Annotated in this window: 11 protein-coding genes; 9 read left to right on the top strand and 2 right to left on the bottom strand. The window is 44.6% G+C overall.

Features of this window, described 5'->3' with window-relative positions; genetic code table 11:
- The first annotated feature begins 56 nt into the window (after positions 1-56).
- From HU147_RS04170 to HU147_RS04135, 8 genes are all read left to right on the top strand, one after another.
- Positions 57-1625 carry a peptide chain release factor 3 gene (locus HU147_RS04170; protein WP_224075049.1) on the top strand — a complete coding sequence of 523 codons (1569 nt, stop codon included), beginning with the start codon at positions 57-59 and terminating at the stop codon, positions 1623-1625.
- A gap of 694 nt (positions 1626-2319) precedes the next feature.
- Positions 2320-5388 carry an efflux RND transporter permease subunit gene (locus HU147_RS04165; protein ID WP_224075048.1) on the top strand — a complete coding sequence of 1023 codons (3069 nt, stop codon included), beginning with the start codon at positions 2320-2322 and terminating at the stop codon, positions 5386-5388.
- Positions 5389-5534: 146 nt separating this feature from the next.
- Entirely contained in the window at positions 5535-6614 is a 1080-nt protein-coding gene (locus tag HU147_RS04160; protein WP_224075047.1) for an SDR family oxidoreductase, read from the top strand.
- A gap of 217 nt (positions 6615-6831) precedes the next feature.
- A complete protein-coding gene (locus HU147_RS04155; RefSeq protein WP_224075046.1) occupies positions 6832-7608 on the top strand; it encodes a TerC family protein in 777 nt (258 codons plus the stop codon).
- Positions 7609-7819: 211 nt separating this feature from the next.
- Entirely contained in the window at positions 7820-8566 is a 747-nt protein-coding gene (gene sigI, locus HU147_RS04150) for an RNA polymerase sigma-I factor (RefSeq protein WP_224075045.1), read from the top strand.
- Complete coding sequence (locus tag HU147_RS04145; RefSeq protein WP_440137289.1) at positions 8566-9822, top strand: anti-sigma-I factor RsgI family protein; 1257 nt, start codon at positions 8566-8568, stop codon at positions 9820-9822. Before sigI ends, HU147_RS04145 begins: the two co-directional genes overlap by 1 nt.
- Before the next feature lie 126 nt (positions 9823-9948).
- Positions 9949-11298, top strand: coding sequence for a TrkH family potassium uptake protein (locus HU147_RS04140; protein WP_224075043.1), 1350 nt, complete (start codon positions 9949-9951; stop codon positions 11296-11298).
- Positions 11299-11390: 92 nt separating this feature from the next.
- Positions 11391-11834 (top strand): MarR family winged helix-turn-helix transcriptional regulator, encoded by a 444-nt coding sequence (locus HU147_RS04135; protein ID WP_224075042.1) that lies wholly within the window; start codon positions 11391-11393, stop codon positions 11832-11834.
- Between the two features lie 45 nt (positions 11835-11879).
- Here HU147_RS04135 and HU147_RS04130 read toward each other — a convergent pair whose 3' ends face one another.
- Positions 11880-12578, bottom strand: a complete 699-nt coding sequence (locus HU147_RS04130; RefSeq protein ID WP_224075041.1) for a hypothetical protein — start codon at positions 12576-12578, stop codon at positions 11880-11882.
- Positions 12579-12631: 53 nt separating this feature from the next.
- The gene (locus HU147_RS04125; protein ID WP_224075040.1) at positions 12632-13246 is read right to left on the bottom strand and encodes a CPBP family intramembrane glutamic endopeptidase; all 615 of its coding nucleotides are present in this window, start codon (positions 13244-13246) and stop codon (positions 12632-12634) included.
- A gap of 198 nt (positions 13247-13444) precedes the next feature.
- On the opposite strand from HU147_RS04125, the gene HU147_RS04120 reads away from it, so the two are divergent.
- Positions 13445-13633, top strand: coding sequence for a hypothetical protein (locus HU147_RS04120; RefSeq protein ID WP_224075039.1), 189 nt, complete (start codon positions 13445-13447; stop codon positions 13631-13633).
- Positions 13634-13647: the final 14 nt, after the last annotated feature.

Here is a 13647-nt window from a genome sequence, read left to right as displayed (position 1 = left end):
TTTTTTTGGCCCCCTTCTCTAATATGAATAGAGTAGAATTAAAGGAGCGTATAAGAATGTCAACCCAATTAAAAAATGAAATTCAAAATAGAAGAACCTTCGCCATCATTTCCCACCCGGATGCCGGGAAAACGACTTTGACTGAGAAATTGCTGTTGTTCGGTGGAGCGATCCGCGATGCCGGAACGGTAAAAGGAAAGAAATCCGGAAAGTTTGCCACATCCGACTGGATGGAAATCGAAAAGCAGAGAGGGATTTCCGTTACTTCCTCTGTCATGCAGTTTGATTACGACGGACACCGTGTCAACATCCTGGACACTCCTGGGCACCAGGATTTCAGTGAAGATACGTACCGCACATTGATGGCGGTAGACAGTGCCGTCATGATCATCGACGTAGCTAAAGGGATCGAAGCGCAGACGGTCAAACTGTTCAAAGTTTGTAAAATGCGCGGCATTCCGATTTTTACTTTTATCAACAAGATGGACCGCCAAGGGAAAGAGCCGCTTGAACTGATGGAAGAGTTGGAAGAAGTACTTGGCATCCAGTCATACGCCATGAACTGGCCCATTGGCATGGGGAAAGAGTTTTTAGGAATTTACGACCGCTACAACAAACGCATCGAACCTTTCCGTACCGAAGGGAAACGATTCCTGGCTTTGGACGAAGAAGGCAATTTGGCAGAAGAGCACGATATGACCAAAACCTCTTATTATACGCAGGCAATGGAAGACATTGAATTGCTGAACGAAGCAGGAAATGACTTTTCCCTTGAACGCGTGAAAAAAGGGGAATTGACGCCGGTATTCTTCGGCAGTGCCCTTGGCAATTTCGGAGTGGAAACATTCCTTGAAACTTATCTTCAGTTCGCACCGTCGCCGCAAGCGCGTGAAACTCAGGAAAACGAAGCAATCGATCCGATTGAAATGCCGTTTTCCGGTTTCGTCTTCAAGATCCAGGCGAATATGAATCCCGCTCACCGGGACCGCATCGCCTTTGTACGCATCGTCTCTGGGAAATTTGAGCGCGGCATGAATGTCACTTTGGCACGTACCGGCAAATCGTTTAAATTGAGCCAAACCACTCAGTTTTTAGCGGATGACCGTGAAACGGTGACAGAAGCAGTGGCGGGAGATATTATCGGGCTTCACGATGTGGGCAACTACCAGATCGGGGACACGATTACGAGCGGGAAGAAATTCCAGTTTGAAAACCTGCCGCAGTTTACGCCGGAACTATTTGTCAAAGTGACTGCGAAAAACGTCATGAAGCAAAAGCATTTCCATAAAGGGATTCTTCAGCTAGTACAGGAAGGTGCCATCCAGTACTACAAAACCCTTCACCTGGAAGAGGTTATTCTAGGAGCTGTTGGACAACTGCAATTTGAAGTGTTCGAGCACCGTATGAAAAACGAATACAATGTAGAAGTCCGCATGGAACCGGTCGGCAATAAAATTGCCCGCTGGATCGAAAATGAGGAAGATATAAAAGAATCCATGTCGAGCAGCCGGTCAATGCTTGTTAAAGACCGCTTCGATAACTATGTCTTCTTGTTTGAAAATGAATTCGCCACTCGCTGGTTCCAGGACAAAAATCCTGAAATCCGCTTATATAGTTTGTTATAAAAAACCTGCTTATGCAGGTTTTTTTCAGCTTGTTGAGAAAGATATAGAAAAAAATTTTTTTGAATATCCCCGATATTCCGCAAACCAGCTGCGCTTTCCTGCGGGCTTGCGCCGAACTAACTCGGCCTGGCAGCCGAGTGGATTTCGGCACTGCGCTGTCCCGCGGGAGTCTCCGCTGTTTTGCTCCATATCAAGAGAGGGTAGGAAACTACGAGTTGCTTGATTTTCCCGCTTCTTTACACGTGACATCTTGTAAAGAAGCAGGAAAATAGAATGAAGCGGAAGGCGGCGAAAAACCACTGCTCCTGCATCGCTGCGCTAGCTTCGTCGCAAAGGCTTGCCCTCGCAGGCTTCGGCCAATGCCTTTTCTGCGGGAAAGCGAAGCCGTCGAGACCCTGGAGTCGCAAAGCGACGAAGCGGCTCGGCGCGAGCCCGCGAAAAGCGTCCGCCTGAAGCGGAATGGTTCAGACTGTCAGGGTTTCTCGACAGCCTGATAAAAAACCTGCTTATGCAGGTTTTTTTCTTTTGCCCGAAGCCCAACAAGAATTTAAGAAAATAGCAGATATTGTATAAGCTGAAATAATGCATTAGAACCTTTTCCGCTGCAGCCGTTCGGTTGGCAAGATTTAAATTTGCGGTTACTGCTGATTTTTCTTATGATAAAAGCACGAGACAAAAAAGGGGTTTGGATTACATGAAGTTAAGCGATTTTTCCATCAAGAGACCGGTTTTTACAACGGTCATCATGTTTTTGATCATTATACTGGGAGCAGTTTCTTTCTTTAAAATCCCCATTACCTTGATACCGGAACTTAATCCGCCAGTTGGCGTAGTAGTGACAAGTTATCCAGGAGCGAGCCCGACGGAAGTGAGTGAAAAAGTCACGCGCCCGCTGGAAACCAGTTTGTCGACATTGCCGGGCTTAGAGTCCATTCAATCGTCTTCAGAAGAAGGCTCAAACTTCATTTTGCTGGAGTTTGACTGGTCATCGAATATAGATGATGTCCAAACTGATATTATGCAGCGGATCGATCAGACACCCATTCCGGAAGATTCCAACCAACCGCAATTTTTCAAGTTTGATCCTGCGCAATTTCCTGTGATTCAGCTGGCAGTTCGCGCTACAGAGTCTGGAGAAGACGTACGGGTGCTTGCGGAAGAGTTAGAAACCGAGCTGCTGCAAACTGAAGGAGTGGCAAGTGTCAACATTTCGGGTTCATTGATTGAAGAAATCCAGATTTCTTTGGATCAGGAAGAAATGGAAAGCCGGGGGCTGCAGCAATCGGATATTGTTCAACTGATTCAAGCAAACAATATCTCGTTGCCAGGCGAACCAATCGATACCGAGAATGGCCGCCATTTGACTACCCGGGTCGTCAGTACATTGACCAGTGTCGATGAAGTCCGGGACTTGGTGATTACGGTCAATCCATTGGACGGTGAAAATGTCACCGTCGGGGATGTGGCAGAAGTCGCTGTGGCCGAGCAGGAAAGCAGCAGCGAAACGCGGGCGAATGAAGAACCGGCCGTCTTGCTTTCAGCATTGCAGGAGTCTCGGGCAAATACGGCGGATGTATCAGAAGCCTTTCAAATGAAGTTGAATGAATTGCTGGAAGAAGACCGTTTTCAGGGAGTTGAAGCGGATGTGCTATTCGACCAAGGGGATTACGTCCGGTTGGCAATCGGAAATATTGGCCAAACGCTTATCCTCGGCGGCGTGTTTGCGATGCTCGTATTGTTCTTTTTCCTGAGAGGCATAAAAAGCCCCTTGATTATCGGGATTGCAATTCCGTACTCCGTCATCGTGACATTTGTCTTGATGTATTTTTCTGATTTTGCGCTCAACATTATGACATTAGGGGCGTTAGCTCTTGGAATCGGAATGTTGGTAGATAATTCCATTGTCGTGATTGAGAACATCGAACGGCACCTGGCGATGGGCAAATCACCTCGAAAAGCCGCTTCAGAAGGTACAAAGGAAGTGGCGGGAGCTATTACGGCTTCAACCCTTACCACAGTAGCTGTATTTGTTCCGGTTGCTTTTATCACCGGATTGATCGGCCAGATTTTCTTTGAATTTGCTGTTACCATTTCGTTCAGCTTATTTGCGAGCCTTTCTGTCGCTTTGACAGTTGTGCCAATGATGGCATCGCGGCTATTAAAGGATAAAAAAGTGGATAAGAAACCTGAAAACCGGCGATCTGGATGGATGAAAGGCTTTGAGCGCTCAGTAGTCTGGGCATTGGCTCACCGGATCATTATTTTGCTGGCGGCTCTTGTTTTCTTAGGCGCGGGCATTTTAGGCATTTATCAAGTGGGTACAGAATTTTTGCCGGCAACTGATGAAGGTTTCGCAACTGTATCTGTAGGGCTTGAAAATGGGTCTTCGCTGGCGGCAACCGATGAAGTGGTTAATCTCATCGAAGAAGAGCTGAAAAAAGAAGAAGATGTCGATGTGTTTGTCAGTTTGATCGGCAGTACACAGCAGGGCCAGTCGCAAGGGACAACTGAAACCAACACGGCTGAAATATACGTGAAGCTGGTTCCTTTGGATGAGCGGGAACGCTCGGTATTTGAATTTGTCGATGAAGTACAGCCGCGCATATTGGAAGAGGTGGGCGAACGCGCCGAAGTGAGCTTTAATCTTCAGACCGCGGCCGGATCGTCGCCGAATACGCTGACCTTTACCGCAACCGACAACAACAAAGAGCGGCTGGATAAAGCAGTGACCGATATTTCTTCTGCAATTCGGGACCTCCCGGATGTAACGGAATTGACAAACGACCGCGATGAAACGATTGAAGAAATTCAAGTGCAGATTAAAAGGGATGCGGCAACAGAGTATGGCATGGCGCCGGCGCAAATTGCCCAGACGGTCAACAACATGACCCGAGGCGTGTTGGCCACGCAAGTGTTGGCAGAGAATGATGAAGTATTAAGTGTCTTTGTCGGGTTGGACGAGCAGTTCAGAGATAGCGAAGAAAAACTGCGGACGATGAAATTGCGGACTCCTGCCGGCCAATTTGTCACTCTTGAACAACTTGCGGATATCGAAATTTCCGAAGGTCCGGTTGATATAAAACGTGTAGACCAAGCTGACAGTGTCGCCTTTACCTTGCAGCATAAATCCAATGTTACACTGGGCGAAATGTCGGACAAAGTAGACGAGGCCCTGGAGAAATTAAACTTGGACAAAGACACTCAAATCTCATTTGGCGGGGACCGAGAACTGTTTGAGAATGCCATCGATGATGTGAGCCTGGCCATCGTTTTAGCGGTAGTCTTAGTCTATATTGTCATGGCGGCTCAATTTGAATCGTTCAAGTATCCATTTGTCATCATGTTTACTGTTCCGCTGATGGTCATCGGAGTAGCGCTTGCCTTATTCCTGACGCAGACGCCAATCAGCATCACAGCCGTGATCGGGATACTCGTTCTCGTCGGCATTGTTGTTAACAACGGGATTGTGCTGGTCGACTACATCAATCAGCGAAAAGAAGCCGGGATGGATTCCTATGAGGCCATCGTTACTTCTGTCCATGACCGGCTGCGTCCGATTCTGATGACGGCGTTGACCACTATATTAGGTCTTCTTCCTTTAGCCCTGGGAATAGGCGAAGGAACTGAAATCAACCAGCCAATGGGGATTGCTGTTATTGGCGGATTGATCAGCTCGACTTTCTTGACGCTGTATGTCATTCCGATTGTTTACAGTTTTTTCGATCGGCAGACCAGAAGAATGAACCGAAAACAACATAAGTGATTATAGAAGCTGCATTCATTTAACCGGATTAAAGTTAAATGAATGCAGCTTTTTTTATTTGGTATTCCAAGTAGGAAGAAAAATATTTTAGATAAATCAGTAAAGTGTTGGAATATTAAGTATAATAAGGGAAAGGAGTGGAAGTGATGAGAGAAATCGTTTTTACCGGGTTTCCGGGATTTATTGCAAGCCAGTTGATTCGAAAATTCATTCAGGACAATACCGGCATATCGGCTATTATCTTGCCGTCAGAACGTGCCAAGGCGGAACAAGAAGCTGCGAAAATCCAGCAAGAAACCGGATGCAGACCAATCCGTATTATGGATGGCGATATTACAAAAGCCGGTCTTGGCTTAAGCAGTGAAGACGCTCTTCACCTGCATTCGAAAAAATTGGTATTTTGGCATCTAGCTGCCATTTATGATTTGGCGGTACCGAAAGAAATCGCTTGGAAAGTGAATGTGGAAGGCACACAGAATGTAAACGACTTCATTTTGACATTGCCAAACCTGGAGCGTTATATGTACTTCAGCACCGCTTACGTAGCCGGAGCAAGGGAAGGGACCCTTTATGAGAATGAATTGATCCGTCCGGAAAAATTCAAGAACTTTTATGAGGAAACAAAGTTTGAGGCAGAACTGCTGGTTGAAGAGCTGAAAAACTCAGTTCCTTTGACCATCGTTCGCCCTGGCATTGTCCGTGGACATTCCGAGACCGGAGAAACAGTGAAATTCGACGGTCCTTACTTTTTCCTGAATATGATCGACCGCGTCCGAAAACTGCCGGTTATCCCGTACCTTGGACGATCAACGGCCTATATCAATGTCGTGCCGGTTGACTATATTATTAATGCGTCCGTCTATTTAAGCTCTTTGCCGGATGCTGCAGGAGAAACGGTCCATTTGACAGATCCATGGCCCCATCCTGTGGAGGAAGTCTACCGGAAAATGGTGGTGGAAATGACAGGAAAGATTCCGAAAGCCCGATTGCCGCATAAATTGGCGGAAGTTTCCTTAGCCGTTTCGCCAGTGCGAAAACTGCTTGGAGTTGAAGCAGAGACCTTGGATTATTTAACATGGAAGGCCACTTTTGACACCAGCACCGCACAACGGCTATTGAAAGGAAGCGGGATTGAATGCGCCGATTTCCTAAAGTCCATGCCTTCTATGATCCGGTTCTATGAACTCCATAAAAAGGATAAAAATTACCATATCGCTATACGCTAATCTTTTACATTGTATAGAATTATGGTATGATTATTCTACAACTTCATACACTTTGACGTTCAGTCAAGGGGGAGTAGCTTTAGGGAAACCTATTTCATAATCGTCAAGACATGGCTAGTAACCATCGGTTATGATAGTGAATTTATTTGCTTAGCGAGACCTTTGCCTTTATTTAGGCAGGGGTCTTTTTTGCCGGCAAAAAACAGGAGGAGAAAGAATGGAAGCAATATTATTGGAGTATGCCTGGGTTCTGCTTGTACTGGTAGGGCTTGAAGGGCTACTGGCTGCGGATAACGCAGTCGTAATGGCTGTTATGGTTAAACACTTGCCGAAAGACAAGCAGAAAAAAGCTTTGTTCTACGGTTTAGTGGGGGCATTTGTGTTCCGCTTTGCAGCGTTGTTTATGATTACGCTGCTTGTTAATATCTGGCAAATACAGGCACTTGGAGCGGCTTACTTATTATTTATATCGATTAAAAATATTTATGATCAACGAAAAGGCGAGAGCGATCATGCTATCGACGTTGAAAAAGCACCGAAAAAAGGTTCAAGTTTCTGGATGACAGTATTGAAAGTCGAGTTGGCGGATATCGCGTTTGCGATTGACTCAATGCTTGCGGCTGTTGCACTTGCAGTTACATTACCGCATTTGAACGTATTTGGTATGGAGGACATTGGCGGGATCAACTCCGGACAATTTGTCGTCATGTTGGCTGGTGGTTTAATCGGAGTAATCATCATGCGATTTGCTGCCCATAAATTTGTTCAAATCCTTGAGAAATACCCGCAATTGGAAACAGCAGCTTTTGTAATCGTCGGTTGGGTAGGGGTAAAATTGCTTGTTATGACACTTTCTCACGAAAAACTGGGTGTCTTGCCGCATGACTTCCCACATTCGACACCTTGGACGCTTACTTTCTGGACAGTCTTGGTCGGAATTGTAGTGGTTGGCGTTATTACAGGAGTTAGAAAAAACAAAGAAGAAAATGCTTAATAATAAAAAAGCCTCCGGTTGGAGGCTTTTTTTTATGGGCATTTACAAAACTATAAAAATTCATGGCTTCAAAATTTAATTTACAGGACCGACAGAAATATGGGCCGGAAAACGAATACATATAAAGTACTAACTAAACGCCCTTTTCTTTTCCAATTACTGCCGTTACAATCATAGGTAGTGTCTGCAGGAAAGAGGTGAGCGTATGTTAATGGCTGTTTTATCTGGAATGTTTGGACGTAGTGAAAAAGTACCAGCAGAAGAATTGGCTTTAATGGCGCAAAATGGCGATGATATCGCGCTTCACCATTTGCTTCAGTCATATTCTCCGTTTATGAAAAAGACTGCTGCGCAAGTATGCAAACGATTTATCGACGATCATGATGATGAATACAGTATAGCCCTTTCGGCATTTCACGAAGCGGTGCAGGGATATGAAAAAGAAAAAAACGCCTCGTTTCTAACGTTTGCCCATTTGATTATCCGGCGGCGGGTCATTGATTTTATACGCAAAGAAAGCCAGCGTACGGAATTTGTCCATGACTTCAGCGCCTCAACCAATGAGGACCCCGAATCTTCCAGGTGGATCGAAGAAACGGCTTCCATCAAGAACTTCAACTTGGAAAAGCAAGCCGAAATCCGACGGGAAGAAATTGCCTTGTACGAAGCGATGTTAAAAGAGTTTGATTTGAATTTTCAAACACTGGCTAAAATTGCGCCCAAGCATGAAGATGCCCGTCAAACCGCTGTGCAGATTGCACAGATGGTTGCTGAAACAGAAGAGTACAGGGAATTTTTGATGAACAAAAGAAAGCTGCCAGTCAAAGAAATTGAAATAATGGTTCGGGTTTCACGAAAAACCGTTGAACGAAACCGAAAATACATAATCGCTATGGCTCTTTTGCTCCAAAGCGATTTACATTATTTAAAAGATTATTTAAAGGAGCGGTTGCTTTGATGAAGATGCAAAAAGGAATATGTGTTGAATCCAAAGGCAACCGTTCCATTTATTTGACAGGAGACGGCCAATTTTTGGCTGGACGTGCAGTCCAACAAATCAGAATTGGTGAGGAAGGCTATTTCTATGAAGAACAGCGAAAAGCGAAAATCAAGTGGCAGCCGATCTGGGTTCCAGCAACGGCGGCATTTGCTGTTCTTCTGTTGTTTTTATCCGTTCTTTTGCCATCGGACGAAGCTTTCGCTTATGTGCAGGTGGAAATCAATCCAGGAGTGGAATTGGGATTCAATGAGGAATACCGCGTCATTTCAGTCCGCGATTTGAACGCCGATGGAGAAATTCTTATAGATAAGCTTGGCGAATGGAAAAACCATTCCTTGGATGAAGTGCTGGCAAAAGTCATAGCATTGTCAGTCAATGACAAAACAGAAGAAGTGACCATCACCACAGTGGGTGCAAGCGCAAACAGCGAAGCAAAGAAACCCGTGGAAAAAGTGGTTACAGCGGCTGCAGCAAGTGCAGTAGTAGCAAGCAATGTTGACATTCATCTGAAAAAAGCGACGCGCAAACAGTGGAGAGAGTCGGTCAAAGAGAGTGTGCCGGTCGGCCAGAAAATCGACAAATTTACACCGGTTCCTTCAAAACAACAAGCGCCGGCTGATGGCGCAGAGAAGCAGCCAAATAAAAATTCAAAAGTGAATGAAGAACAGAAATTAAAAGACGGAAAGCCTGTTTTGACAAAAGAACCGAAGAAAGACAGTGCGCCTGCTGGTAAGATCGATGAAGCTCCTTTAGAACTGCCGAAGAAAGCGGCTCCTCAAGAGCGCGAAAAGAAAGAAACACCGCCGGGGCAAGAAAAGAAAGCCGTCCCACTGGAACCGAAAAAGAAGGCAACCCCTTCAGGACAAGAGAAAAAGGCAATTCCCGGGGGGCAGCAAAAGAAACAAGCGCCTCTGGAACCGAAAGAAAAACCTGCGGGACAACAGAAAAAAACAGCGCCAGTGGAACCAAAACCAAAGAAAACACCGCCAGGGTTAGAGAAAAAAGCAGTGCCGCCTAAACAGGAAAAGAAAGCTGCTCCAAAAGCGCAGGAAAAGAAACAGCATGACCAATCCGGGCAAACAAAAAAAGACAAAAAGCCTCAACCGAAAAAAGGAAATAAGGATGCTTCTAAAAAGGGGAATTCTAAACCTGGACCATCAGTTGAAAAGAAAAAATCTGCCCCACAAAAGAAAAATATGAAGGAAAAAGAGTAGAAGCTTTGATTCTGCTCTTTTTCTCTTTTAAAGGAGAAAAAAAGGACATTTTTATTTGCCCCTTTCCTTTTAGGTTTTCTTTTCTTAGAATAGGTAGAGAACGAAGGCAGAAAGGAATTAAACTCTATGAACAGTTCATTTCAAAAACTACGGAATCTAACGCCTGCCCAAGCTATCGTATCTTATTATTTCGTTGCGATCGCTTCTTCCTTTCTGTTGCTCCGGTTGCCAGGCGTCCATCAGCCTGGAATCGACATGCCATGGATTAATAGTTTATTTACAGCCGTCAGTGCGGTCAGCGTAACAGGGCTGACAGTTGTCAATATTGCCGAAACTTATTCCACTTTCGGCATCATTATGATTATGTTTATCCTGCAGCTTGGTGGAATTGGCATTATGTCATTGGGAACTTTTTTCTGGCTGTTGATCGGAAAAAGGATCGGCTTAAGGGAACGGCAGTTGATCATGGTCGACCACAATCAATTTAATATGTCCGGGGTAGTAAAACTGATTCGGGAAATCATTAAAATTCTTCTATTGATTGAATTAGTGGGAGCCGTCATTTTTACTTTGTATTTTACCCAGTACTTTGACACCTTCAATGAAGCGTTGCTGCAAGGGGTCTTTGCGTCCGTGAGTGCAACGACCAACGGCGGATTCGATATTACCGGCGAATCGTTATATCCTTTTTTTAATGATTATTTCGTACAGATCATCAATATGATTTTAATTATTTTAGGAGCCATCGGCTTTCCGGTGTTGATTGAAATAAAAGAGTTCTTGTCGAACAGAAACAAAAACTTCCGCTTTTCTTTGTTTACCAAAATCACGACAAGCACTTTTGGCATTTTGCTGGTAGTCGGAACACTGGTGTTGCTGGCCTTTGAATCGTTGAATGCGTTCAAAGGGTATAATTGGCACGAAACCTTGTTTGCAGCGATGTTCCATTCGGTTTCATCCCGTTCCGGAGGGCTTACGACCATGGATATTACGCAATTTAGCGAGGCCACCAATGTGTTCATGAGTGCATTGATGTTTATCGGGGCGTCGCCAAGCTCCGTTGGCGGCGGAATCCGGACAACAACGTTTGCCATAGCTTTGCTGTTTCTGATTAATTTTGCAAGAGGGAAAAATACGATTCAAATTTTCAATCGTGAAATTGAATTGATTGATGTTTTCCGTTCCTATGCGGTGATAATTTTGGCAGGCTTTATGGTGCTCTTTGCGACAATGGCCTTAATTATCTCTGAACCGCATGCGACTCCCGTGCAGATCCTTTTTGAGATTACTTCGGCGTTTGGAACGTGCGGAATGTCACTCGGCATTACAGATGACTTGTCGGCATTCGGGAAAGTCGTCATTATGGCGTTGATGTTTGTCGGACGCGTCGGATTGATTTCTTTCTTGTTCACGATTGGCGGAAAAAGCGATAAAACCAAATTCCATTATCCAAAAGAACGCGTCATTATTGGATAAGCAGGGATGCCTAGCGTAATAACCGTGCCTTTTTCTTATAAAAAGACTATAATTATTGCAAGAGATTTTTAAATTGGGAAAGAGTGGATCATATGAACGAAGAAATCAAACAATCGTTAAAGCTGTTTATAGTGTTATCGCGCGCCCATAAAGCTATAACGGAACAGACCAATCATTTTTTTCAGGCACATGGGGTAAATCCGACTGAATTTGCTGTAATGGAACTCCTGTACCATAAAGGAAAGCAGCCTCTCCAAAAAATCGGCGGAAAAATTTTGCTGGCGAGCGGATCAATCACGTATGTTATTGATAAATTGGAGAAGCGCGGCTATATTACCCGCGTCAACTGCCCAACCGACCGTCGTGTCACATACGCAGAAATATCCGAAGAAGGAAAGGAATTCATGGGACAGATTTTTCCGGAGCACGAGAAAAACCTTCATGAATTGACGAATGCTTTATCAAGCGAAGAAAAAGATGAGGCGATCGAGCTAATGAAAAAGTTGGGCTTATCGATCAAGGATTTATCTTATTAAGCATAGTAGAAAAAGCCACCTAAAGAGGTGGCTTTTTCTGTTTCGTTATTCTACTCTTTTGATGGTTTGTCCCATTGCGATAAAATCTGCTGTAGCCTGGGCTGCTTCACTATCGAAAATCGTTAAGCGGACCAGTTGGTTTTCTTGTTCAAATACTACTCCAGTCACTTTTCCTTCAGCGCTTGGCACTTCAAAACTGGACGATTTGACTATGTCCGCACTTTCCAATTTTTGGCCTTCGGCAATTTCAGCTTCTGCATTTACAGCTTCTGCATTTACAGCTTTCAAGGTTTCCTTCACTTGTGCTTCAGCTTGCGAAAAATCAACTTCGCCTGAAGCGAATGTTTCGATCCGCATAAAGACGGAAGGATCGTCTTCTTTGTATAAGGAATCTTTTCCGGGTTCTTCGGAAGTTAACGCATAGCCTGGCAATACGTGAAGTTCATAGGGCTGTTCATCGCTTTCGGTCAAGGTTCCTTCTGAAGGTGGAGCAGCTTCATCGTCAGCTGTCTCTTCAGGCTTGGCTTCTTCCTCCACAGCCGTTGTTTCTTCAGCGGCTTTTTCTTCGCTGCCAACTTCATCATTCACGGTTTCTTTATCTTTATCTTCCTCGGCGATTGTTTCTTCCACAGCCTCTTCAGGTGTATTCGAACTTGTATCTTCATTGGACTCTGATGTCCCGCATGCTGCCAAGGTTCCGCCAATTGTCAGTAGAAGCGCAACGTGCAATAAACTTTTTTTCATAATTATTCCTCCCTTTCCTCTAGTTGACGGATAACGGGCGGAAATGTTTCAGTCTATACCGGTAAAGGCAGCACTAAAAATAGCAAAACGATCATCACCAAATGAGCGATGATGAGAAGCGGCATGCTTCGTTTCCATTCATACAAAAAGCCTAAGACAATGCCGGTAGCAATTCCAGCGAAAATGCCTGGAACAAAACCGCCAAAGCCGAGAGCGAGTCCGAACAATAGGGATGAAATCAGCACTGAGTATCCTGTCGAAACATAGGCTTTCAGGTTCTGTTGAACAAAGCCTCTCCAGAAAATCTCTTCACCCGGCACAATGATGAACATCAAAAGCAGGTAATGCCAGATGGAGCTCGGAGCAAAAGTGGAAATGAAAGATGACACCGATCCCTCTATATTGAACGAAAGCAGCTTGAACAGCTGAAAGCCGCCGGCAATAATTGCATAAATGGCGGTCCCGTAGCCAAGGCCATAAATCATGGATTTCCAAGTAGCCATCTCGTCGAAAACTTTAATGAAAATAACTGAAAACGACATCAGCACAAGCAATGCGAATGTGTACATATACCAGAATATCTTGGCATCTTGAAACGCCAAGCTGTATAAGGCAAATGCCAAGGGTAAGAACACAATCAATTTATGGTTCTTGAAAAAATTTAACATGAATGATCCTCCTAAAAAATAAACGCCGATCTGAATGAAACAAGAACGGCTTGCCCAAAGATGTCCAACTTCTGTCGATACGTTATACTAATGGTAATCGGCTTTCAGTTGGAAAGCGCACTGCTTTTCATCTCTGCCTGTTCACACATAATTATAACAGAAGCAAGAAAGCGAAAAGAACGAAAAGGGGAAGATTGTATGACAGACTACAACGAGCAATTGGAACAATTAAAGCAAGGAGAAATTTCTTCACTGACCATCGAGAAGGAAGACTTCCTTGATTTCCGCAAGGTCCTGATCGCCCGGGAAGATTTTAAGCATTTTAGAGGGGCGGCCTATCATCACGGCGTTACGATTTATACATATACCGAAGAACCGTCCAAGTAAGGGGAACTGCAGAA

Origin of the sequence: Planococcus chinensis, from assembly GCF_020071995.1 — a bacterium.
In the GTDB taxonomy this organism is placed as follows: Bacteria; Bacillota; Bacilli; order Bacillales_A; family Planococcaceae; genus Planococcus; species Planococcus chinensis_A.
This window is presented reverse-complemented; position numbering and strand designations above follow the sequence as displayed.

What these genes read in the sequence shown, in the direction of transcription:
- HU147_RS04170 (WP_224075049.1), top strand. Translation starts at nt 57, where the DNA reads ATGTCAACCCAATTAAAAAATGAAATTCAAAATAGAAGAACCTTCGCC.
- HU147_RS04165 (WP_224075048.1), top strand. Translation starts at nt 2,320, where the DNA reads ATGAAGTTAAGCGATTTTTCCATCAAGAGACCGGTTTTTACAACGGTC.
- HU147_RS04160 (WP_224075047.1), top strand. Translation starts at nt 5,535, where the DNA reads ATGAGAGAAATCGTTTTTACCGGGTTTCCGGGATTTATTGCAAGCCAG.
- HU147_RS04155 (WP_224075046.1), top strand. Translation starts at nt 6,832, where the DNA reads ATGGAAGCAATATTATTGGAGTATGCCTGGGTTCTGCTTGTACTGGTA.
- sigI (WP_224075045.1), top strand. Translation starts at nt 7,820, where the DNA reads ATGGCTGTTTTATCTGGAATGTTTGGACGTAGTGAAAAAGTACCAGCA.
- HU147_RS04145 (WP_440137289.1), top strand. Translation starts at nt 8,566, where the DNA reads ATGAAGATGCAAAAAGGAATATGTGTTGAATCCAAAGGCAACCGTTCC.
- HU147_RS04140 (WP_224075043.1), top strand. Translation starts at nt 9,949, where the DNA reads ATGAACAGTTCATTTCAAAAACTACGGAATCTAACGCCTGCCCAAGCT.
- HU147_RS04135 (WP_224075042.1), top strand. Translation starts at nt 11,391, where the DNA reads ATGAACGAAGAAATCAAACAATCGTTAAAGCTGTTTATAGTGTTATCG.
- HU147_RS04130 (WP_224075041.1), bottom strand. Translation starts at nt 12,578, where the DNA reads ATGAAAAAAAGTTTATTGCACGTTGCGCTTCTACTGACAATTGGCGGA.
- HU147_RS04125 (WP_224075040.1), bottom strand. Translation starts at nt 13,246, where the DNA reads ATGTTAAATTTTTTCAAGAACCATAAATTGATTGTGTTCTTACCCTTG.
- HU147_RS04120 (WP_224075039.1), top strand. Translation starts at nt 13,445, where the DNA reads ATGACAGACTACAACGAGCAATTGGAACAATTAAAGCAAGGAGAAATT.